The sequence below is a fragment of the Aureispira sp. CCB-E genome (assembly GCF_031326345.1).
GTDB lineage: Bacteria > Bacteroidota > Bacteroidia > Chitinophagales > Saprospiraceae > Aureispira.
The window spans coordinates 7,282,673-7,306,185 of the sequence record NZ_CP133671.1; the positions used below are offsets into that span (position 1 = coordinate 7,282,673).

Consider the following 23,513-nt stretch of genomic DNA (forward strand, 5'->3'; position numbering starts at 1 on the left):
AAAGAAATAAAGGATAAGGGCAATCTCTTTTTTACGATATAGCATCTACTTATCTCAGGCTGTCTTTGCTCCTTATCCAAGGTCACAAGAGGCTGTCTGAAAAGGGCAGCCTCTTCTTTTATTAATAGGCATTTCTATACTCTTCTCTCTTAAAGTAAATCTTAGAACAAAATAAAGATTACCTTGCTCTCAACTGTAAGTTAAAACCTGACCTAACAACCTACCAATACTAAGTTCCCTTAGTATAAACAAGTACTTACACTTGTAAAAAACCAATAATTTATGGTTTAAAATTATTTAAAAAAAATCAATAACTTAGTATCCAACTTAGCGAAACTAACGACATTTGAAATTATATTTATTTAATTCATAAATCAGTGCCTATCGATACTTGCGAAGTTTCAAAAGGAAACTATAAAATTTAACATCCCAAAATAATGTCTAAAAAATGCTCTAAAAGCCCTTGTTTTAGGGATTTTTCAGGTCTTTTTTTTGCGATTTTAGCACTCTATTTTGACTCGTATGTCCTATAAATGCAGACTTATGGTAAAATTAAATATAATTCCGTTTATCGTTAGAACCGCTGTATCCAACTAAATTACTAAATAAGATTAGTTACATTATTATTCGTTGGTACCACATCTAGTACGACTACGTGCTACGTCCCCTCAAGATGGTATAACAGGTATAACAATAGAAATATACTTCTTCAAATCCTCTCTGCTAGCTTATTAGGGCTTGTTTCCTAATATGTGATAAGCATAGCTATCACTTCTAATAGCACAAAATTTCATTACATACGATTCTGTACGCACTCTTTTGATACCCCATTGAGTGTGTAACAATCATTAATTGCCTATGAGGCATCAACAATTTTAACCAAATTATTATTATGAAAAACTTATTATTGCTATTTATTCTTTCCCTCTTTTTGATACCAATAGCATCCTCCCAAAGTAGTTTATGTCCAGACAATATATTTGTGAATGGAGATTTAGAAAATGGGACACCAACCGCTTCACACCAAGACATTGCTAACGCCGTTGGTTATAGCCGCATTTGGGCTCCTGGTAGTTGGGCTGATTATTATACCGCTACAACAGGTCCTTTTAGTCCTCCAGCTCCACCTTCTGGAAACTATGTAAGCTGTTGGATTGCCAACTATGCTGGTGGTGGCACAACTTATAGAGAAGGTTTTAAGGGAGAACTCAATGTCACTCTACCACCAAACACAGGAACCTATACCCTCACTTTTGACATGGCTTGCCTTGGTGGTTGGGGAAATTCAGAAGTAGCCGTTTATGCACTACACAACCCATCAGGAGGCGATGCTCCATTTTCACCCACAGGAGCTTTTACGCCTGACAATATGAGCTTGTTCCCAACAGGAACTACTTTTTTGTTGAATACAATCCCTGTTAATGCAAGCACCTGTATCTCCAATACAAAAACCAATCAAACAGTTATTATTGATACTAATGATCCAAACTATCCTGCAGGAGGAATGACGCATATTTTTATTACTCATAGCGACAATAGCAGCATTAATGGGGCTCGTTATATGGGCTTTGATAATTTCTGTCTGTCTGTTTCCAGTGATTGTCCTGGTAGTTATGTGAGCAATGGTGACTTAGAATCGGGAACGCCAACAGCATCTCACCAAGATATTGACAATGCAACTGATTTTGGTCGTATTTGGGCAACAGGAAGCTGGGCAGATTATTATACCGCTACAACAGGTCCTTTTAGTCCTCCAGCTCCACCTACTGGAAACTATGCGGGCTGTTGGATTGCCAACTATGCGGGCGGTGGTACAACTTATAGAGAAGGTTTTCAATCTAAATTGGTCGCTACCATTTTACCTAACACAGGTTCTTATACACTTAACTTTGATATGGCTTGCCTTGGTGGTTGGGGAAATTCAGAAGTGGCTGTTTATGGGATTAACAATCCATCCAACACAACTGGTTTGACACCAACAGGCGCCTTTACTCCTTCCAATACAGCCTTATTTGGAGCTGCTAATACGATATTATTAGGTACGATTAGTATCAATAACACTACCTGTACTAGTAATGTCAAAGTCAATCATAGCTTAACATTTAGCTCTAGTACTGGGGGTGGTTTTCCAGCCTCAGGTATGACACATTTCTTTGTGACGCACAGTGACAATAGTGGTATCAATGGTGCTCGTTATATGGGTTTTGATAACTTCTGTCTCCAATCGGCTCAAGATACAGTCCCTTGTCCTAAAATTACCAGTACCAAAACAACTTGTATTGATGATGTCAACGGAGACGGTGTACCAGATTATAACATTGAAATTTTTGTTGATAATCCTGGCATTCTTAACTTCTTGACAACTTGTGGTACTATTTCTCCATCTTCTTTGTCTGTTCCTACAGCAGGAGTTTATAATTTAACGGTTGTTTCTAACGGAACTTGTAGTCCCTTCCAATTCGAATATCAGTCTTTGGATGCCAATCAACAAGATTGTTGGAGAGAAGAAATTTTCATTCAGTTGCCACCTTGTAAAGACGATTGTTTGTGTGACGAAAGTTTCTTTGATGCTGTTAATTTAGGATTTAATGCGGTTTTAGATTGTCCTAATGATGTATTTACTCCAATCGGCTTGCTAGATTGTGACCGAGTAACTTGGTCTATTGATGGTACAGCTATTGTGTCAACGGTTGGAAATAATCCATTCACCAATCCACATATTACAGGACACTACGAAGTTTGTATGACAGTAACGAGAACACAAGCAGATGGAAAAGTTTGTCAACATAGATTCTGTCGTCAAATGCACTCTTCTTTAGTTTGTAGAATGGCTCGTATAGGCGTCACACCGAACCCAGCAAGTGATAAACTTACACTGACATGGAGTACTGAAAATGTACCGGATCAAATCTCCATTAGTGTCTTTAATGCCAATGGTATTGAAGTAGAAAGAATAGATGCCATCAATGGTCATGAAGGACAATTACAAATTGATATTCAGAAACTAGATAGTGGTATGTACTTTATAAAAGCAGAAGGTGCACAATATGCACCAATGCCGATTAAATTTGTAAAAAAGGGGTAATTTAAAGTCTTTGTAATGAAATAGTGTAAGAGGAGTATTCTGTTTAGAATACTTCTCTTTTTTAATAACAATAGTTAGCTGCGCTGCTACTACGTGGTCGTTAAAAAACTTTATTAGTTTGATAATCAATAGGTTATATCTTCATTGCATTTTGTGTTAAAATTTTGATTATCAAACTAATATAAATGTGCTTTTTTATCTTTTTGGTAAAAAAGTAAAAAACTAAGCTTGCGCCCTCATGAGCGTAGCGAACTAATCAACGAACTACTATAATAATACACCATTGTTATATCTGCTTCTGATAAGATAAAGTTTTGTTTCTTGCTAATAAATTAATTTCCATTCACATGGAACTTTCTTGTTCTAAGGAGAGTTGGTTGGTATGTGCTCATTCTGCACACTATTTCAGGTTATCATTCTTAAATCCTTTCAATTTTTCTATCGTGTAATTTTCAATTTTAGATATCAACTTTTTCTTTTTTAACGCTGTACTATAACTTTCTTTTAGAAAGGGCTTTGTCCCTTCTTAATAAGAAAAACATTGCTATATGGAGAACGACCACTCTATTCTAGCCATAGTACAGTAGAATTGATCTAAAATTGGCACGTAATGAAAACTCCAAAACAAAAACTAAAACCAAGTTGGGAGGTACACGACCGTATCTTATGGGATCCCAAACTTAATGCCTTAGCATTCTATATCGGTTATGAGGACCGTATGATAAAAGATGCTCTTGGTGAAAAATTATTAATTGACTGGGCAAGCAATGATATTCCTTGGAATAGAGTGCAATATATTCGCTGCGCCAATACGATTGTTTGGGATAGAGCCAAACGTATTGATTTGTTTGAGGACAATGAGCTACCAGCAGAGGCATTTAGAACTGATAGTCAACATCTTCAAGCTTCAATTTTGATTGATAACATTCCTATTGTCCCTCAACCAACCTATGTTGCAACACTCCAAGATAGAACCAGTATTTTTACCATAGAAAACTGTTTTGTAGAATCTCTAAAATTAGTGAGTTATAATTTATTAACGGATAAATACCATTCTATATCTGCAAACAGTGAGGCAAGGCATACTGCTATTGTTCAATATCTGCAAGAACAAGACGCAGATATTATTTTATTGCAAGAAGTAGATGCTCCAATGCTCGAAAAATTATTAAAAGCAAATTGGAAACAGCCGATTTATACTTCGGATATCAAACGAAAAGCAGCTACTTATTATCAAGAGCTAGTTGTTCTATCAAAATACCCTTTTTCATGGGTAGAATTTCAATATACTACGAATAAAAAGTTTCCAATTGCTAGTTGGAAATTTAACGGTCAGCCATTTCACGTTGCGAACGTACATTTGTCTAGTAATCGCACCAACAATGCCACAACTGTTCGGCAAGAACAGTTACGTATTCTATTACAGTATTTGAATCGCTTAGAAGGGACTATTTTGATAGGAGGTGATTTTAATAGTCGAGGACAAGAAGGATTAGAATTATTAGACAAAGAACAGTTTTGGGATGCATGGAGCACTCAACATCCTCATAAAGATGGATATACCTTTGAACCAAGTTATAATCCTCTAGCAGCAATATCTACCCTAACAGGTCTGCCTGCACGCTTTGATCGCTTTTATATTCGAACGAGCCAAGAACAATATTGGAAAATAGAGCAAGCAGCTTTATTCGCCAATCAAATGACAACAATGTCCTCTCCTATGTCTTTGCCTTCTGATCACTATGGTTTATCGTTAAATATTATTCATCAAAAGGCTACGGAAAAAATTGAGCCACCAAGCAATTTTTGGAATACGATTGCTTCGACCTATCGCAGTGCTATTGTTATTCTTCCAGATGAGCATACATCGAAAAAAGTCCAAACAATACGGCAACAATTTGATCGAAAATACAACCGATGGATGCCTCATATTACATTATTGTATGGCTTTTTACCAGATCGATATTTCGAGCAAGCAGCACAAGAATTAAGCACTGTACTCAAAGCGTTTTCAGTATTTGAATTAGAATTAAAACAATATCAATTTTTCAATCAAAAAACAGAAACAATTGCTTGGCTAGAACCTGTTGAGCCCAATCAAGGTGGTCATTTGAAAAAATTACAACGTTTGATGCAACGTTTATTTGTAATGCAAAATGGGTTACCCAAAACAAAACTATCCTTTACTCCTCATTTAAGTGTTGGTCAATTTAGGTCAATTGAACTAGCTAAGGAATCATTACCTCCTTGGAAAAAGACTAATTTTAAAGTCAAGCGTCTTGCACTTATCAGTCGTTGTCATCAAGAAGCATTTAAAATAAGATATACAATTGATTTAGAAACTGGTATTATTAATAATAATGCACCATCAAAAGTAGACGAACAGAATTTAGTTGAATTATTAAGTAATAAAAAAGCTGTAATATCTTTTCCAGAACAACAAAATAGGTCAATAATACTAGACATAATTCAGACTACTTGTGATAACATATTAGGTCAAGAGTACAAACTACATCAATTAGGTTCAACTGCTTTAGGTACCAATACCAGCACAAGCGATTTAGATATCTTGGCTGCAATTCCTAACGAATTAGACCCTCTAGCTTTTTTAGAAAGAGTACAAATACAACTAAAAGGCTGGTATGAAACAGCTAGATTAATACAAGATGCCCAAGTTCCTATTTTAAAACTAAAAATGGAGGGCATTTCTATCGATTTGTTGTGTGTAGCCTATCCTACAGCATTCATATCATTGGATAACCTATCGGAAAAACATCGGTACTATTTCAGTGCACAAGACTGGCAAGCAGTAACTGGAATTTTGGAAGCAAATTCCATTCTGACCTACAGTCAAAGAAAAATTTCGCTAGATAGTTTTCGCTGGTTTGTAAAAGCCATAAAAATATGGGCAACCGCTAGGAAAATAAAGGGAAATGCCTTTGGTTTTTTGGGAACCTATTCATGGACTATCTTAGCTCTTTGGGTGCTCGATCGTATTCCAAAGCAGGAAGATTTAGAGGACATTAGTACACTGATGCCTTATTTTTTCTCTCTCTTATCTCAATACAACTGGGCGCAACCTATTACTTTAATAAAAGAGCCTCGCTATCATCTGAGAGAGAAACAAGATCGAATGCCAATTCTAACAACGATCAAACCTTATTATAACAGTGCTAGAAATGTGACTCGATCTACTGCTAGTATATTGCAACAAGAATTGAATAGAGGCAATGAAATTTTAAAAAATCAAAAGAAAGGAGCTATTTCTTGGAAATCTTTGTTTATGGCTATTGATACTTCCTCTACAATAAATCTAACGATAAACATAAAAGCTAAAAGTTTGGAGCAATTAAATCAGGCTTGTGGTTGGGTCGAAGGGCATTTGGTAGGGCTTATTATTGCGTTAGAACAAGTCTCTAATTTGATAATTCGCCCCTACCCTAGTATAGAATATAGGCATAATAAAGCTATCCTTCAACTAGGGTTGCTCTATCCAGATAGAGATAGTTTAAAGGCGTTGCTCCAACCTTATCTTAAAGACTTTATAGCATCTTTTGATTTTGACAATAAAGAACAACAATTGAAGTTTTCTTTTACCTTTTAGACAAGATTAAGTTAAGTGTAAACAAAAAGGAGCTGCTCAACTAAGAACAGCTCCTTTAATTTATCTTTCAGAGAAAATTGTTATTCTCCAATAATAACCTCTTCTTCCGCAGCAGCAGCTTCTGCTCTACGTTTCGCTTCAATTGCTTCCATTTTTTCCATGTCTGCAACAATAAGATTATCAAAATGTCTAAGACCTGTACCCGCTGGAATTTTCTTACCAACAATTACATTTTCTTTTAGACCTTGCAAAGTATCAGCAGAAGCAGAAATAGAAGCTGTACTCAATACTTTTGTAGTTTCTTGGAACGATGCAGCTGAAATCCAGCTCTTCGTACCCAAAGAAGATTTTGTAATCCCTTGTAACAATGGTTTTGCGGTAGCAGGAATAGCTGCACGTGCTTGTAAAACTTTACGATCGTTACGTTTCAAATAAGCCTTTTCTTCTTGGAATTGACGCTCAGTAATCAACATACCCGCTACAATTTTGCTAGAACCTCCAGCATCCTCAACGATTAACTTATCGTAAATATCTTCGTTCTCTTCTAAGAAATCGCTTTTTAGTACAGCCTCTTTTTCCAAGAACTTAGTATCACCAGCATCCAAGATTTGAACCTTGCGCATCATTTGACGCACAATTACCTCAATATGTTTGTCATTAATTGTAATACCTTGTGCACGATAAACTTCTTGAACACCATTCACTAAATACTGCTGTACCGCAAACGGTCCTTCGATAGATAAGATATCATGTGGTGCAATATTACCATTTGATAATGGCATACCAGCACGGACAAAATCTCCCTCTTGAACCAAGATATGACGAGAAAGTCCAATTAAGTACTTGCGTTTTTGACCATCTCTAGCCGTAACGATACACTCACGGTTACCACGCTTGATACGACCAAAACTAACAACACCATCGATTTCAGTAGCCACAGCAGGAGTAGATGGTTTACGTGCCTCAAACAACTCTGTTACACGAGGCAAACCACCCGTGATATCCTGGATTTTACCCATTACACGAGGAATCTTAACAATTGCTTGTCCTTTTACTACCTTTTGCTCGTCGCTAACATCAATGAATGCGCCTACAGGTACGTTATAAGAACGAAGAGTCTCACCACTAGCATCTACAATTTTAATGGCAGGTACTTGCTTTTTGTTTTTAGATTCAATAACAACAAACTGCTCGTGACCTGTTTGCTCATCACGTTCTACACGGTAAGTTTTACCTTCAACGATATTTTCAAATTCAATGGAACCATCAAACTCAGTAATGATCGCTGCATTATATGGATCCCAATCACAGATTTTTTCTCCTTTAGTAATCATAGCACCATCTTGGACATATAGTCCAGCACCATACATGATATAGTTAGAAGATAAAACGCGATTTGTTTTTGTATCAATAATACGTACTTCACCAGAACGAGAAATAACAATCGGTAATTCTGTGCCTTTCTCTTCGTCTTTATAAGTTACCGTTCTTACACCATCAAATTCGATACGACCTTCAAACTTAGAAACCAAGCTTGATTCTTCTACCGTATATGATGCCGTACCCCCTACGTGGAACGTACGAAGTGTTAACTGCGTACCCGGCTCACCAATAGACTGAGCAGCAATAATACCAACAGCATCTCCTAACTCTGCCAAGCGACCTGTTGCTAAGTTTTTACCATAACATTTTAGACAAACACCACGTTTTGCTTCACATGTTAAGACAGAACGTACAATAACCATTTCAATACCTACTTCTTCAATCAACAATGCCATTTCAGGAGAAATAACTTCCTCTGTTGATACCAATAGTTCGTCTGTCTCTGGATGGTAAACATTATGCAAAGGATAACGACCTTCGATACGATCACTCAAAGACTGAATAATCTTATCGTTTTCAATCAAGGCAGTACGTACAATACCTCTCAATGTACCACAACTATCAATGTTAATCACTACATCTTGAGCAACGTCTACCAAACGACGTGTCAAATATCCAGCATCTGCCGTTTTTAATGCCGTATCCGCCAAACCTTTACGAGCACCATGCGTAGAGATAAAGTACTCTAATACCGACAATCCTTGTACGAAGTTCGCCAATACGGGGTTTTCGATAATTGCTCCCCCAGTATCACCAGATTTTCTAGGTTTTGCCATCAATCCACGCAATCCACACAACTGCTTAATTTGTTGTTTAGATCCACGAGCACCAGAATCCAACATCATATATACCGAGTTAAATCCTTGTTTGTGTGCTGCCATTTCATCCATCAAGACGTTGGTAATCTCGTTATCCGCCTGCGTCCATTCATCGATAATTTGGTTATAACGCTCATTATTCGTAATAAGTCCCATGTTATAATTGTTCCAAATATCTTCAATTTCGTCATGCGCAGTTTCCAATCGTTTTGAACGAATAGAAGGAGTAATCAAATCTGGAAGGTTGAAAGACAAACCACCACGGTAAGCCCAATAGAATCCCATATCTTTAATATCATCCAAGAAAAGTGCCGTAGTACTAGTATTGGTTCTCTTTAGAATATTAGAGATAACTTTCTTCAAATTTCTTTTTGACAATTCTTGGTTGATGAAAGGTACCGTTTCTGGCACTTTTTCATTGAAGATAACACGACCAACAGTTGTCTCTATACGCTTACCATAAGTCAAGTTACCATTTTCGTCTTCTGTTCTTGCACGAACTTTGATAATAGCATGCAAATCAACATTCCCCTCATTATAGGCAATGATGACCTCTTCAGATGAATAAAACGCGCGACCTTCTCCTTTTACTTTTACATCGTCAGTACTGCGTTTTTCTTTGGTTAGGTAATACAATCCTAAAACCATATCCTGTGAAGGAAGTGTGATTGGCGTACCATTTTGAGGATTCAACATATTGTGTGCCGAAAGCATCAACATTTGAGCCTCTAAGATTGCTTGGTTCCCCAATGGAACGTGTACCGCCATCTGGTCACCATCAAAATCCGCGTTAAATGCAGAACAAACCAAAGGATGTAATTGAATTGCTTTCCCTTCAATCAACGTTGGCTGAAAAGCCTGAATTGACAAACGGTGAAGCGTAGGAGCACGGTTAAGCATAACAGGGTGTCCCTTCAATACATTCTCCAAAATATCCCAAATAATGGGGTCTTTTCGATCAACTAATTTCTTAGCCGATTTTACAGTCTTAACAATACCACGTTCAATCAACTTACGGATAACAAATGGTTTGAACAACTCAGCAGCCATTCCTTTAGGAATACCACATTCGTGCAATTTTAAAGTAGGTCCTACTACAATTACCGAACGCCCTGAGTAATCCACACGTTTACCCAATAAGTTTTGACGGAAACGCCCTTGCTTACCTTTCAGAACATCTGACAAAGATTTCAAAGCACGTCCACCTTCTGCTTTTACAGCATTTGACTTACGTGAGTTATCGAATAGAGAATCGACAGCTTCTTGCAACATACGTTTTTCGTTACGTAAGATTACCTCAGGAGCTTTGATTTCTAATAAACGCTTTAAACGGTTGTTACGAATAATAACACGACGATACAAATCGTTCATATCTGAACTTGCAAAACGACCACCATCTAAAGGTACCAATGGACGCAATTCTGGTGGAATGACAGGTAAATATTCAATTACCATCCACTCAGGTTTGTTTTCCATACGAGTGTGTCCATCTCTAAAAGCCTCAACAACACGCAAACGCTTTAATGCTTCTGATTTACGTTGTTGAGAATTTTCTGTCGCTGCTTTGTGACGCAACTCGTAAGCGATCTTGTCTAGCTCCATACGGCTCAACAATTCTCTTACAGCATCTGCTCCCATTTTAGCGATAAATTTATTTGGATCATCATCAGGAAGTAAGTGGTTCTCCTTAGGAAGAGATTCCATGATGTCCAAATACTCTTCTTCTGTAATCAAGTCTTTAACTTCACTACCATTAATTTCTCTATCCGCAACAATACCTGGTTGAATCACCACGTAACGCTCGTAATAGATAATTGTCTCTAATTTCTTAGAAGAATAGCCTAGTAAGTAACCAATCTTATTTGGTAATGATTTGAAGTACCAAATATGAACAACAGGAACGACCAACTTGATGTGTCCCATACGTTCACGACGTACTTTTTTCTCTGTTACTTCAACCCCACAACGATCACATACAATACCTTTATAACGAATACGTTTATATTTACCGCAGTAACATTCATAATCCTTTACAGGACCGAATATACGCTCACAAAATAGCCCGTCACGTTCTGGTTTGTAAGAGCGGTAGTTAATGGTTTCTGGTTTTAAAACCTCACCATAAGAACGCTCTAAAATAGCATCTGGAGAAGCCAAACTCAATACGATTGAATCGAATTTAGGTCTTGACTTAGCGTTGTAATTCTTTTTAAAAGGCATAAATCTATTTTTTTTATAATCTGCTAGTACCGTTCGAAAGCACTTTAAAGATTAAGGGCTAAAACCTTTCAAGGTTTTGACGCCTTGAAAGGTTTTGATATAAATAAGCTATTTATTTTTATTCTTAAAACAACGAAGCGTAATTCGTGTCTTATTCAAACTTAATTTCAAGGGCTAACCCTCTAAGTTCGTGCACCAATACGTTAAATGATTCAGGAATACTAGACTCAGGCAAGTTATCCCCTTTAACGATTGCTTCGTATGCTTTAGCACGACCAATAATATCATCCGACTTAATGGTCAATAACTCTTGAAGGATACTAGCCGCACCAAATGCCTCTAGTGCCCATACCTCCATCTCACCAAAACGCTGACCACCAAATTGAGCTTTACCACCCAATGGTTGTTGAGTAATCAACGAGTAAGGTCCGATAGAACGAGCGTGCATCTTATCATCTACCATATGCGCCAGTTTCAACATGTAGATAACCCCAACCGTTGCTTCTTGATGGAATCGGTCTCCAGTCTCACCATCGTATAAATGCGTTTGACCAAAGTAAGGTAATCCAGCCTCTTGAACAAATTTGTCAATTTGGTCAGATTTTGCTCCATCAAAAATAGGCGTTGCAAACTTCATGTTTAGTTTCTCACCAGCCCACCCAAGAACAGTTTCGAATATCTGTCCAAGGTTCATACGAGAAGGTACCCCAAGTGGATTCAAGATAATATCCATTGGTGTTCCATCTTCCAAGTATGGCATATCTTCATCGCGAACAATTCTAGCAACAATTCCCTTGTTACCGTGACGACCAGCTAATTTATCTCCTACTTTTAGTTTACGTTTCTTAGCCAAGTAAACCTTAGCTAATTTGAGTACTCCAGCAGGCAATTCATCACCAATCGTAATCGCAAATTTGTCGCGCTTGTAGTTACTAATGATTTGATTTACTTTAATACTGTAGTTGTGTAACAACTGACGAACCAATTTGTTCGTGTTGTCATCATTGGTCCAATTCGAGTAATCTACCGCGCTATAATCGATGTCTTTTAAGCCACGTTCTGTAAACTTAGCGTCTTTTTCGATCAATTGCTCATTGTAAATTGACTTGATTCCTTCAGAAGTTTTTCCTTCTAACAGAGCCAACAACTTCGTTACTAAAGTATCTTTTAACTTAGCAATTTCATTATCAAAATCACTATCCAATTTAGATAGCAATTTCTTATCCATTGCTTTTTGTACTTTATCTTTCTTCGCACGTTTGAACAAACGCTTATCAATGATAACCCCCTTAGTAGAAGGAGACGCTTTTAAAGAAGCATCTTTTACATCACCTGCTTTGTCACCAAAAATCGCACGTAGTAATTTTTCTTCTGGTGTTGGATCAGATTCACCTTTAGGCGTAATCTTACCAACAATAATATCACGTTCCTTAATCCAAGCACCGATACGAATCAACCCGTTCTCATCCAAGTTTCGAGTCGCATCTTCACTTACGTTAGGAATATCATTTGTAAATTCTTCTTCTCCTAATTTTGTATCGCGAACATCTACTTCAAACGCTTCGATGTGCAAAGAAGTAAAGATATCTTCGCGAACAACACGCTCAGAAAGAACAATCGCATCCTCAAAGTTATACCCTTTCCAAGGCATAAAGGCTACTTTTAGGTTTTGTCCCAAAGCCAACTCACCATCTTGTGTAGCGTATCCTTGACAAAGAACCTTTCCTAAATGTACTCGCTCTCCTTTTGCTACGATTGGTTTTAAGTTGATGCATGAGTTTTGGTTTGTTCTTCTAAACTTAACCAAGTCATAAGTAGTATAATCATCATCAAAAGACACCGCACGTTCTTCATCTGTACGATCGTATTTGATAACAATTTTTGTTGCATCTACATAATCAACAACACCATCCCCTTCTGCATTAATCAACATTCTAGAGTCACGAGCCACTTTACCTTCCAATCCAGTTCCAACAATTGGAGACTGAGGTTTTAATAAAGGTACCGCTTGACGCTGCATGTTCGATCCCATCAAGGCACGGTTGGCATCATCATGAGACAAGAAAGGAATTAAAGAAGCCGAAACACCTACAATTTGATTCGGAGAAATATCGATAAACTCAATTTCATCTGGGCTTAATACAGGGAATTCACCATGTTGACGACACTTAATACGGTCTGTTGCAAATTCTCCTTTAGTATTTAACTTAGCATTCGCTTGAGCAATAATTTTGTAATCTTCTTGTTCTGCTGACAAGTATTGAGGATTATTACCAAAATCTACCCGTATACCATCCAAAATAGGACGATAAGGCGTTTCGATAAAGCCCATTTTATTGATTTTTGCATGTACACAAAGTGTAGAGATCAAACCAATATTAGGTCCCTCAGGAGTTTCAATCGTACACAAACGACCATAATGAGAGTAATGAACGTCACGCACCTCAAATCCTGCACGCTCTCTAGAAAGACCACCAGGTCCTAGTGCTGAAATACGACGTTTGTGTGTAATTTCAGAAAGAGGGTTGGTTTGATCCAAAAACTGTGATAACTGACTGGTACCAAAGAAAGAGTTAATAACAGAAGATAGTGTACGAGCATTGATCAAATCTACTGGCGTAAACACCTCGTTATCACGAACATTCATACGTTCACGAATGGTACGAGCCATACGAGCCAAACCTACTCCAAACTGAGAATATAATTGCTCTCCAACTGTACGGACACGACGATTACTCAAATGATCGATATCATCAATTTCCGCTTTTTGGTTGATCAAACGAACCAAATAAGTTACAATTTCGATAATATCTTCTTTGGTAAGTACGCTAACGTCACGGCTTGTGTTTAACTCTAGTTTTCTGTTAATCTTATAACGACCAACATCCCCTAAGTTGTAACGCTTGTCAGAGAAGAATAATTTTTCAATAATACCTCTTGCTGTTTCCTCATCTGGTGGGTCAGAACCACGCAATTGGCGATAAATATGTTGAACGGCTTCGATTTCTGAGTTCGAAGTATCTTTTTGCAAAGTATTGTAGATTACCGAGTAGTCCTCTTCTACATCCTCCTTCTGAAGGATTACACTTTCAACATCTACCTCAAGAACATCTTCAATATTCGAAGCGTCTAGGATAACATCACGTTCCAAGATAACCTCAATACGTTCGATAGAAACAACCTCCCCAGTATCTTCATCTACGAAGTCCTCTGTCCAGTTACGCAAAACACGAGCAGCTAATTTTCTTCCCAAGTTTGCTTCTAAAGATTCGCGAGTAGCAGGAATTTCATCTGCCAAACCGAATAAGTTTAAGATATCTTTATCTCCATCATAACCGATAGCACGCAACAACGTAGTCACAGGGAACTTTTTCTTACGGTCGATGTATGCATACATAACAGAGTTGATGTCAGTAGCAAATTCCATCCATGCTCCTTTAAAAGGAATTACACGAGCAGAATAAATCTTTGTACCATTAGGGTGACGGCTTTGACCGAAGAATACACCTGGTGAACGATGTAATTGAGAAACAATAACACGTTCAGCACCATTTACAACAAAGGTACCTTTAGGTGTCATGTATGGGATATTTCCCAAAAATACATCTTGAACAGTTTGTTCAAAATCCACGTGTTCTTCATCATTACAAGAAAGACGTAATTTTGCTTTTAGAGGCACACTATATGTCAGACCTCGCTCCATACACTCTTCTATAGAGTATCGTGGGGGGTCGATAAAATAGTTCAAAAATTCTAAAACAAAAATATTACGGGCATCTGTGATAGGAAAATTCTCCTGAAACACTTGGTATAAACCCTCGTTGATTCTGCTTTCTGGAGTAGTCTCTAATTGAAAGAACTCCTGAAAAGACTTCACTTGGATCTCTAAGAAATCAGGATATTGATCCTCATGCTTAATTTTACCAAAATTATGTCTTGTATTTTCAGGTGCACCGCGATGGCTTGTATTGTTAAGAGATGACATGAAGCTAATTTTATAAAGTTACGACGCAGAATAGAATATTGTTCTGCCAATTTATTATCAAATAATTACAATTGGCAATATTCTATTAAAATAAAACAGGAAAATCCGACTTTTGTCAGATTATTAATAGAGCAATAGGCTTAGCTACCATAGAGTAACTAAGCCTACACTTATATTTAAAAGTATAGTGTATGCGTAGATATCACCAAACTTTCATTATTTTAACTCTACTTCAGCACCTACTGCTTCCAAAGCAGCTTTTAAGCTCTCAGCTTCGTCTTTAGGAGCACCTTCTTTAACAGCACATGGAGCACCGTCAACAAGTTCTTTTGCTTCTTTAAGACCTACACCTAATAGAGTTTTGATTTCTTTAACAACTTTCAACTTACCAGCACCAGCTGATTTCAACATTACGTCAAATTCAGTTTTCTCAGCAGCAGCATCTCCACCAGCTGCACCAGGTCCAGCAGCTACAGCTACAGCAGCAGCAGCAGGCTCGATACCATAAGTTTCTTTAAGAATGTCAGCTAGTTCTTTAACGTCTTTTACTGTCAAGTTTACTAGTTCTTCTGCTAATTTAGTTAGATCAGCCATTTTGATTATTGATTTTAAATTTCCTAAGAGAAATAAGTTTTCCAAATAAAATATTTACGAAGCAATTCTGTGTGGAAGCAAAGAAGTAGCTTCAATAAAAAGTTGCGTGTAACAAAGAACAACTTTATTTAGACCATAAGTGCTATTCGCCGCGACTTTCCAATGCTTTAAGCAATCCAGAGATTGTGTTTCCACCAGATTGTAAAGAACCAACAAGGTTTTTGATTGGAGACTCCAACAATAGAATGATATCCCCGATAAGCTCCTCTTTAGATTTGATGTTAACCAAAGCTTCTAGTTCTCCGTCACCAACATACACTTCAGATTCAACAAAAGCAGCTTTTAACAACGGCTTTTCTTTATCTTCGTCCTTTCTAAAGTTTTTGATTAATTTAGCTGGAGCATTACCAGTTTCTGTGAACATTAATGCAGAAGCACCTTTAAGAACACCATAAATATCTTCATAGTTTTCTTCGTTCTTTTCTGCAGCTTTTTCCAAAGCTTTTCTGATCAAGGTATTCTTAACAACTTTTAGTTGAATATCTTGCTCAAAGCATGTTCTTCTTAATTTATTTATTGTTTCAACATTCAGTTCAGAGCAATCTGTTACATAGAAGTATTTACTATCCTCAAATTTAACAGCTAACTCTTCGATAACTGACGTTTTTTCTGCTTTTGTCATTTTATATTAATTTTTAAAGCTTGATCAAAAGAGTTTGCCAATTATTTCAATTTGGTATTAATAGCAACACCAGGACTGCAAGTAGTAGCCGTTGTAATACTCTTCATGTAAGTTCCCTTAGCAGAAGAAGGCTTCATTTTAGTCAAAGTGTTTAATACTTCTTTTGCATTATCATGCAACTTCTCAGGAGTGAAAGAAACACGTCCTATTGAAGTGTGAACAATACCGTATTTGTCAACACGGAAAGAAGTTTTCCCTTTCTTAATAGAGCTAATTGCATCTCCCAAACTTTGACCAGCTGTTACAACTGTTCCAGATTTTGGGTTCGGCATAAGACCACGAGGTCCTAATACTCTACCTAGACGACCAAGCTTTGGCATTACGTTCGCCATTGCAACGATAACGTCAATATCTAACCAACCACCTTGCATTTTAGTAAGGTACTCATCCAAACCTACGTAGTCTGCACCAGCAGCCTTTGCTTCTTCCTCTTTGTCAGGAGTACAAAGTGCCAATACTTTCTTGTCCTTACCAGTACCGTGAGGCAAAGTAATTGTACCACGAAGGTTTTGGTCAGCTTTACGTGGATCAACTCCCAAACGGACGTGTAAATCCACAGACGCATCGTAATTCGCAATATTGACCTCTTTTACAAGAGCCATTGCTTCCTCTAGGGAATAGAGCTTACCAGCTTCGATTTTCTTTTCTGCTTCTGCTCTTTTTTTAGTAATTTTTCCCATTTTAATAATTAAATTTTCTAAATAAGTAAACGAGGTAAGTATTACCTATTTTTTAATAGAATTGTGTTTTCAAGTGTCTTGCACTTGTACGTTCATTTTGACTAGTTGTCCCAAGGAGCTGTACCAGTAACATTAATCCCCATGCTTCGAGCCGTACCTGCAACCATTTTCATACCAGACTCAACTGTAAAACAGTTAAGGTCAGGCATTTTGTTTTCGACGATTTCCTTTACTTGATCCCAAGTAACTGAACCCACCTTGTTACGGTTTGACTGATCAGAACCACTTTTAAGACCTGCAGCGTTCAATAACTGAACAGCAGCTGGAGGGGTTTTGATTACAAAGCTAAACGATTTGTCTTTGAATACAGTAATGATGACAGGCAATACTTGACCCATTTTATCTTGGGTATCTGCATTAAAACGCTTGCAGAATTCCATGATATTTACACCTTTAGCACCCAATGCAGGACCTACTGGTGGAGCTGGATTTGCTTGTCCTCCTTTTACTTGTAGCTTAATAAACGTTTCGACTTCTTTTGCCATTACTTACAAATATTTAAGAGTTTTTTTCAACTTGCATAAAGTTCAATTCAACCTCAGTCTCTCTACCAAATACCTTGGTAATGATGGTGAGTTTTTTCTTTTCTTCATTAACATCTTTGACCACGCCTGGAAAATCTTTGAAAGGACCATCTGTTACCTTTACATCTTCACCAACCAAGAATGGATCTGCTAGAGATTCACCTGTTTCAGAAGACTGATCAACTTTACTTAAGATTCTTGTAATTTCGTGATCTCTCATTGGAGTAGGATTCTTCTTTCCTAAAAAGTGGATCACATCTTTGATGGAAGTCATTGCTTGAATGATGTTGCCATTCAAGGCAGATTTCATACCTGTAGGTGTATGCCTTACTACTGCTTCAACAAGAATATAACCAGGAGTAAGCGTACGTTCTTGGATTACTTTTTTACCATTACGAATTTTGTAAACCTTTTCAGTTGGTACAATGATGTTCGGTACAACGTCTCTCCAACCATTACGATCTATTTCCAAATCCAAACGCTCTTTAATTTTACGTTCTTTATTAGAGACCACCCTCAAGCAATACCATTTCGTTTCTACCGAGCCCATAATCACAAAATTTATCTTGTAATAATCTTAATATAAAACGCCTAATACATTAACCCAGATAAAATCCATTAATGCGATTAGACATGCCAAAAACACAGAACCTGCAATAACAACAACCGTTGTTTTTTGCAATTCAGCCCAAGTAGGCCAAGTTACCTCTTCGGTAAGTTCTTTCATGCTACGTTTAAAATAATCAACCATTGTTGTTCGTATGAATTCTAATGAAGAATAGCACGGGTGGAGGGACTCGAACCCCCAGCCCTCGGTTTTGGAGACCGATGCTCTGCCAATTGAGCTACACCCGTAAGTGAAGGGTTAAGCAATTATTTGCTCAACCCTTCTTTTATATCTCAAAAGATCAAAGAAAGACCTTTATTATTCGATAATTTCAGTTACTTGACCAGCACCTACTGTACGTCCACCCTCACGGATAGCGAAACGTAGACCTTTCTCCATTGCGATAGGAGCGATCAATTCAACTGTAATAGTCAAGTTATCACCTGGCATTACCATTTCTACGTTTTCAGGTAGTTGGATAGCACCAGTTACGTCAGTTGTACGGAAGTAAAATTGTGGGCGGTAACCGTTGAAGAAAGGCTTGTGACGACCACCTTCATCTTTACCTAGTACATATACTTCACAAACGAATTTTGTGTGAGGTTGAACAGAACCTGGTTTACAAATAACCATTCCTCTCTTAAGAGCTTCTTTTTCAATTCCACGCAACAACAAACCAGCATTATCACCAGCTTCACCACGATCCAAGATTTTACGGAACATCTCAACTCCTGTTACAGTAGATGTCATTGGTTTTTCAGATGCATCACGGAATCCAACGATTTCTACAGGATCACCTGTGTTAATAACACCACGCTCGATACGACCAGTTGCAACTGTACCACGACCTGTGATAGAGAATACATCCTCGATAGGCATCAAGAAAGGCTTATCTACATCACGCTCTGGCAATGGAATATCAGCATCTACAGCAGCCATCAATTCTTTGATTTGAGCTACAGCATCAGCATCACCTTCAAGAGCTTTAAGAGCAGAACCTTGGATTACAGAACAATCTTCGAATCCATAAGACTCTAGGATCTCTTGAGCTTCCATCTCTACTAATTCTAGCATTTCAGGATCATCAACAAGGTCAACTTTGTTCATGAAAACAACAATCTTAGGTACACCTACCTGACGAGCAAGAAGGATGTGCTCACGAGTTTGTGGCATAGGACCATCTGTAGCAGCAACTACAAGAATAGCACCATCCATTTGTGCAGCACCTGTTACCATGTTTTTCACGTAATCGGCGTGACCTGGACAGTCAACGTGCGCATAGTGACGGTTTTCAGTTTGGTATTCAACGTGAGCAGTGTTGATAGTAATACCACGCTCTTTTTCCTCTGGTGCAGAGTCAATAGTTGAGTAATCTTTTTTCTCAGCAAGACCAGCATCTGCTAAAACATTAGTTATTGCAGCAGTAAGAGTGGTCTTACCATGATCCACGTGTCCAATTGTACCAATATTTACGTGGGGCTTCGAGCGATCAAACGTTTCTTTAGCCATGGTTAGTCTAGATAATTAAAAAGTTTTAAAATATATTTTTTGAAAAATAGAAATACTACTTTTCTGCCAAGTTGTCGAGCCAACGAGCAGAATTGAACTGCCGACCCCCACCTTACCAAGGTGGTGCTCTACCCCTGAGCTACGTTGGCAAAATTGTCAAAAAGTTAATATTCTCAATTATAAACAAATAAAGGGAATGAACCATTCCCTTTTTTACATTTATACTTGAGCGGGAGACGAGACTCGAACCCGCGACCGTTAGCTTGGAAGGCTAATGCTCTACCAACTGAGCTACTCCCGCTTATATAAAAATGAATTTTTGTGGGGGTGGTAGGACTCGAACCTACTCAGACATAGTCACCAGATTTACAGTCTGGCCCGGCTCTCCAACTCCGGCGCACCCCCATTCAACGGATATTATTCCTGTTGAAAAATTCTTGTATATTTTCTTAAAAGAGCCGATGGAGGGACTCGAACCCACGACCTGCTGATTACAAATCAGCTGCTCTAGCCAGCTGAGCTACATCGGCTTAAAAAAAAGGTTATACACTGCCTTTCTTAGAACTATTAGAAGAAGTTGTTCCCTCTAAGCGAATGCAAATATACAGCCTTTTTTTTATTCTCCAAATTTTTTCAAAAAAAAACTTACTTTTTTTTAATTATTTTTTTTGTCCTTGTACTTGATCAACTGTCGGCGCAACGATGAAGCGCCCAAATCTACGGACTCTTCAAAGGATTTACTAGTTTCTTTAACTACTAAAGTAGAGCCTGGAACTTTTAATTTTATTTCCGCTACTTTATCTTGTACCTGCCCCGTTTTTTCTAATTTCAGGAAAACATCTGTGCTAACAATGTTATCATAGAATGTTTCTAGTTTGCCTAATTTCTTATCAATAAACTCTATCAACTTAGTGTCTGCATCGAAATTAACTGCTTGCGTGCGAATTTCCATAGGCTATTTATTTTTTTAATTCGTAAATCTTTTTCATTATTAAAACAAAAAGAACAAATGCCTAGTTCAATCTTTTTGTTCTATTATTATATCCTTAAGTATTCTTAAAAATCTTATTGTAGCTAAACAGCTATTAAACAGATTTTTAATCTTGAACTTTTTCTTTTCTTTTGTGCTACTTTAACATTTCAGGTTAAAAACTAGAATATTCATACACTCTAAAATGTCTCCGCCTTGAATAAAACAGAACAGGTTTCTTCTGTTATTAGTTCCGTATAAACTTAATATTTAATGTCTATAATTCCAAATTAAGTTCCTTCTATTTTTTTATTAAATTAACAATTTAGAAACCAATCTGCTCCTTATGTTATCAGAATAATAAAATCTGATAAAATCATTCTAAAAAGGCTATCTTTGACTTTAGCTAGTACACTATCGGCTAAGGCATAAAACGCTTATCTCAATAGAGTACTTCTAACTATCAATTTGATTTTTCATTTAGGAATAAATAAAAAACGTGCAATGAACTGGTTTGTGTTAAGGTGGATCCCTATTCTTTTCTTGTTTATAGTCATTATTGCCTGTTCGGGCGATCAGGTCAAAGATTTAGAAGATATTCAACTTCAGGATGCTGTAGGAATTGAACGCGCAGAAGGAGTAGAATTATTGTATAGCGACTCTGCTGTCGTTCGAGTAGCCATTCATGCTCCAGTACTTTTGCGTTATATTGCGCGAGACACTCCCAAGCAAATATTTCCGCAAGGTGTTGATGCTGACTTCTATAACGAACAACATATTCAAACCAGTAAAATGATTGCTAATTATGCGGAACAATTTCAAAAAGAACGAAAAGTCTATTTGCAGGATAGTGTTCGAATTTGGAACAATAAAAATGAACTTCTAGAAACAGATGAACTGTTATGGGATGAGCCTGCTGAACAAATTTCGTCTACTCAGTATGTAAAAATTACGACACCAACTCAAATTATAGAGGGAATAGGTTTTAAATCCAATTTGGAATTTACCAATTGGGAAATCTACCAAGTACACGGAATTATTGAGCAAAAAAACATGGTTGATAGCCCTTTTTAATTCTTTTTTTAGGGTAAGATTAGTAATCTTTCAACAAGCCTTCCTCTAACCAATCTGCTAATGCTTGTCGGTTGCTAGGATACAAAATCCTTTTTTGATCTCTTGGATTTTGAATGTTTCCAACTTCTATAAAAACAGGCAATGGTTTTACTTCTCGAAGCATATGCAAGTCTCTGGGGGTCACTGTTCCGTGATATTCTCCTGATTTTCGATTAACAGCATATTTCTTCTTCATTGTTAGATGCAGTTTTGACGCCAAGGCTTTGCCTGCTTGACTAGTAGGGTAATAATAAAAAAATAAATCAATCCGCTTAGATTTTACCCTAGAATCAACATGTAGTTCAATGAGTCGTTGATACTCTATCCCTCTTCTTCTGTTTTGTTCATACAGTTCGTTGACAATAGTAGAACGCTGCTCCAAACGAGGTTTTTGAGATACAGGAATAACGTCATTAGGCCAACAACGTTCGTCCATATCTGGTTTTAAATACTCCAAGTTTCTAATGCCATCGTTTTTGTCTCTCACAATAAAATAAACAATTGCCCCGTGTTCTATTAAATTGCGTGCTAAGCGCAAAGAGATATCATAAGAATACTCGTCTTCACAGATGTATTTTCCGTTGTATTTCGCCATTGCACCTGGATCAGGACCTCCATGCCCTGCCACGATGTAGTAAACAGCTCCAGCTAGTTTGTCGTCTTTTAGAGGGACATGAGCATATTTTTCTCCAAAAATTGGAAAATTACGATTCTTAGGAACAAACTTAGACACATCCAAAGGGCAATATTTCATGTGATGAGGCACCCATAGTTCTCGTGTTCCACGCCTAAAATCACTTGCTTTGTATCCCAATTCTACCATCAAATCATTGTAGCGCTCGATTTGTTTGGCACTTTGCCAATCCTTGATATTGGCCGTTGAACGGATGGACTTTTGGTTATAATAATATTTACGAATCGGCAACTTATAGGTTTTTCCCAACTTTAGGCTAGAATTTTTTTTCAAACCATTGAGTTTGCAAAACTGCTCTAGGCAACAATCGCTACGATCTAAATGATAACGCCCCAACAAGACATAAATGCCATCTCCTTTTTGGGCTACAGCTTTAATGTATTCCCTTTTGGACTGACCAAATGACTGTTCTACAATTGTAAATGAGCAAAAAGAAAGGAAGAAAAATATATAGAGGTATTTACTAGACATTTTAAAAATAGATGAGGATGTTAGAGTTATTGATGTTGTATAAATTTTCTGTAATTTGTTTATGCAGCAATAGTTTTAGAGCAAATTTAATTATCCTAACTAATCGCTCATTTTCAATACGATTGCATTTCTAAACAACTCTTAACGGAAAAATAGGTGCCAAATTGCAAAATTAAGGATTTATATAGACTTGTGCAGAAATAATTCTAAATAAATTTAGAATCCCTAAAAAATTTGAGCCTATTTCTATGCAAGAATTTCAGGGTTCGCTACATTTGTGCTGCTATCTTTTATAGAATCTTTATAATGTACTAATTATTAATACTTATTTCACGATTGTTAAGGCTTAAAATGGATGATGCATTTAGGTTTAGTTAAAAATATTTTGTCCCTCCAACCAAACAATCCATTATTAAAATGATGTACCTCAAATATTCTTAAAAGAATTTCAATT

At 37.2% G+C, this 23,513-nt stretch carries 14 protein-coding genes and 5 tRNA genes; 3 read left to right on the plus strand and 16 right to left on the minus strand.

Annotation, left to right across the window (positions count from 1 at the left end; genetic code table 11):
* Window positions 1-892: 892 nt before the first annotated feature.
* Window positions 893-3,085 carry a T9SS type A sorting domain-containing protein gene (locus tag QP953_RS28135; RefSeq protein ID WP_309553603.1) on the plus strand — a complete coding sequence of 731 codons (2,193 nt, stop codon included), beginning with the start codon at window positions 893-895 and terminating at the stop codon, window positions 3,083-3,085.
* A 610-nt stretch (window positions 3,086-3,695) separates the two neighbouring features.
* Window positions 3,696-6,689 carry a poly(A) polymerase gene (locus QP953_RS28140; protein ID WP_309553604.1) on the plus strand — a complete coding sequence of 998 codons (2,994 nt, stop codon included), beginning with the start codon at window positions 3,696-3,698 and terminating at the stop codon, window positions 6,687-6,689.
* An 80-nt stretch (window positions 6,690-6,769) separates the two neighbouring features.
* On the opposite strand, the gene rpoC is transcribed toward QP953_RS28140, so the two are convergent.
* The 15 genes from rpoC to hpf all read right to left on the minus strand — a co-directional run bounded on the left by rpoC (window position 6,770) and on the right by hpf (window position 20,763).
* The gene (gene rpoC, locus QP953_RS28145) at window positions 6,770-11,110 is read right to left on the minus strand and encodes a DNA-directed RNA polymerase subunit beta' (protein ID WP_052596893.1); all 4,341 of its coding nucleotides are present in this window, start codon (window positions 11,108-11,110) and stop codon (window positions 6,770-6,772) included.
* Window positions 11,111-11,261: 151 nt separating this feature from the next.
* Window positions 11,262-15,095, minus strand: coding sequence for a DNA-directed RNA polymerase subunit beta (rpoB, locus tag QP953_RS28150; protein ID WP_052596890.1), 3,834 nt, complete (start codon window positions 15,093-15,095; stop codon window positions 11,262-11,264).
* 216 nt (window positions 15,096-15,311) lie between these two features.
* Complete coding sequence (rplL, locus tag QP953_RS28155) at window positions 15,312-15,689, minus strand: 50S ribosomal protein L7/L12 (RefSeq protein WP_052596889.1); 378 nt, start codon at window positions 15,687-15,689, stop codon at window positions 15,312-15,314.
* Window positions 15,690-15,831: 142 nt separating this feature from the next.
* Complete coding sequence (rplJ, locus tag QP953_RS28160; protein ID WP_052596886.1) at window positions 15,832-16,371, minus strand: 50S ribosomal protein L10; 540 nt, start codon at window positions 16,369-16,371, stop codon at window positions 15,832-15,834.
* A gap of 41 nt (window positions 16,372-16,412) precedes the next feature.
* Window positions 16,413-17,111 (minus strand): 50S ribosomal protein L1, encoded by a 699-nt coding sequence (gene rplA, locus QP953_RS28165; RefSeq protein ID WP_052596882.1) that lies wholly within the window; start codon window positions 17,109-17,111, stop codon window positions 16,413-16,415.
* A 101-nt stretch (window positions 17,112-17,212) separates the two neighbouring features.
* Window positions 17,213-17,656, minus strand: coding sequence for a 50S ribosomal protein L11 (gene rplK, locus QP953_RS28170; RefSeq protein ID WP_052596879.1), 444 nt, complete (start codon window positions 17,654-17,656; stop codon window positions 17,213-17,215).
* A gap of 13 nt (window positions 17,657-17,669) precedes the next feature.
* Window positions 17,670-18,245 carry a transcription termination/antitermination protein NusG gene (gene nusG, locus QP953_RS28175; protein WP_052596877.1) on the minus strand — a complete coding sequence of 192 codons (576 nt, stop codon included), beginning with the start codon at window positions 18,243-18,245 and terminating at the stop codon, window positions 17,670-17,672.
* Between the two features lie 27 nt (window positions 18,246-18,272).
* Window positions 18,273-18,422, minus strand: a complete 150-nt coding sequence (gene secE, locus QP953_RS28180) for a preprotein translocase subunit SecE (RefSeq protein WP_197043843.1) — start codon at window positions 18,420-18,422, stop codon at window positions 18,273-18,275.
* Window positions 18,423-18,477: 55 nt separating this feature from the next.
* A tRNA-Trp gene (locus QP953_RS28185) sits at window positions 18,478-18,550 on the minus strand.
* Between the two features lie 70 nt (window positions 18,551-18,620).
* On the minus strand, window positions 18,621-19,811 hold the full coding sequence (tuf, locus tag QP953_RS28190; RefSeq protein WP_052596876.1) for an elongation factor Tu: 1,191 nt from the start codon (window positions 19,809-19,811) through the stop codon (window positions 18,621-18,623).
* A 77-nt stretch (window positions 19,812-19,888) separates the two neighbouring features.
* Window positions 19,889-19,960 (minus strand) — tRNA-Thr (locus QP953_RS28195).
* A gap of 79 nt (window positions 19,961-20,039) precedes the next feature.
* Window positions 20,040-20,112: transfer RNA gene (locus tag QP953_RS28200), tRNA-Gly, on the minus strand.
* A gap of 21 nt (window positions 20,113-20,133) precedes the next feature.
* Window positions 20,134-20,216: transfer RNA gene (locus tag QP953_RS28205), tRNA-Tyr, on the minus strand.
* Window positions 20,217-20,267: 51 nt separating this feature from the next.
* Window positions 20,268-20,341, minus strand: a tRNA-Thr gene (locus QP953_RS28210).
* Window positions 20,342-20,466: 125 nt separating this feature from the next.
* Window positions 20,467-20,763 carry a ribosome hibernation-promoting factor, HPF/YfiA family gene (gene hpf / locus QP953_RS28215; protein WP_052596875.1) on the minus strand — a complete coding sequence of 99 codons (297 nt, stop codon included), beginning with the start codon at window positions 20,761-20,763 and terminating at the stop codon, window positions 20,467-20,469.
* A 522-nt stretch (window positions 20,764-21,285) separates the two neighbouring features.
* On the opposite strand from hpf, the gene lptC reads away from it, so the two are divergent.
* Window positions 21,286-21,855, plus strand: a complete 570-nt coding sequence (gene lptC / locus QP953_RS28220; RefSeq protein WP_052596874.1) for an LPS export ABC transporter periplasmic protein LptC — start codon at window positions 21,286-21,288, stop codon at window positions 21,853-21,855.
* A gap of 19 nt (window positions 21,856-21,874) precedes the next feature.
* On the opposite strand, the gene QP953_RS28225 is transcribed toward lptC, so the two are convergent.
* Window positions 21,875-23,059, minus strand: a complete 1,185-nt coding sequence (locus QP953_RS28225) for an N-acetylmuramoyl-L-alanine amidase (RefSeq protein ID WP_081909547.1) — start codon at window positions 23,057-23,059, stop codon at window positions 21,875-21,877.
* Between the last annotated feature and the right edge of the window lie 454 nt (window positions 23,060-23,513).

Coding starts and splice junctions, on each gene's coding strand:
- rplK (WP_052596879.1), bottom strand. CDS start 17,656: ATGGCAAAAGAAGTCGAAACGTTTATTAAGCTACAAGTAAAAGGAGGA.
- rpoB (WP_052596890.1), bottom strand. CDS start 15,095: ATGTCATCTCTTAACAATACAAGCCATCGCGGTGCACCTGAAAATACA.
- QP953_RS28140 (WP_309553604.1), top strand. CDS start 3,696: ATGAAAACTCCAAAACAAAAACTAAAACCAAGTTGGGAGGTACACGAC.
- QP953_RS28225 (WP_081909547.1), bottom strand. CDS start 23,059: ATGTCTAGTAAATACCTCTATATATTTTTCTTCCTTTCTTTTTGCTCA.
- lptC (WP_052596874.1), top strand. CDS start 21,286: ATGAACTGGTTTGTGTTAAGGTGGATCCCTATTCTTTTCTTGTTTATA.
- QP953_RS28135 (WP_309553603.1), top strand. CDS start 893: ATGAAAAACTTATTATTGCTATTTATTCTTTCCCTCTTTTTGATACCA.
- tuf (WP_052596876.1), bottom strand. CDS start 19,811: ATGGCTAAAGAAACGTTTGATCGCTCGAAGCCCCACGTAAATATTGGT.
- rplJ (WP_052596886.1), bottom strand. CDS start 16,371: ATGACAAAAGCAGAAAAAACGTCAGTTATCGAAGAGTTAGCTGTTAAA.
- hpf (WP_052596875.1), bottom strand. CDS start 20,763: ATGGAAATTCGCACGCAAGCAGTTAATTTCGATGCAGACACTAAGTTG.
- nusG (WP_052596877.1), bottom strand. CDS start 18,245: ATGGGCTCGGTAGAAACGAAATGGTATTGCTTGAGGGTGGTCTCTAAT.
- secE (WP_197043843.1), bottom strand. CDS start 18,422: ATGAAAGAACTTACCGAAGAGGTAACTTGGCCTACTTGGGCTGAATTG.
- rpoC (WP_052596893.1), bottom strand. CDS start 11,110: ATGCCTTTTAAAAAGAATTACAACGCTAAGTCAAGACCTAAATTCGAT.
- rplL (WP_052596889.1), bottom strand. CDS start 15,689: ATGGCTGATCTAACTAAATTAGCAGAAGAACTAGTAAACTTGACAGTA.
- rplA (WP_052596882.1), bottom strand. CDS start 17,111: ATGGGAAAAATTACTAAAAAAAGAGCAGAAGCAGAAAAGAAAATCGAA.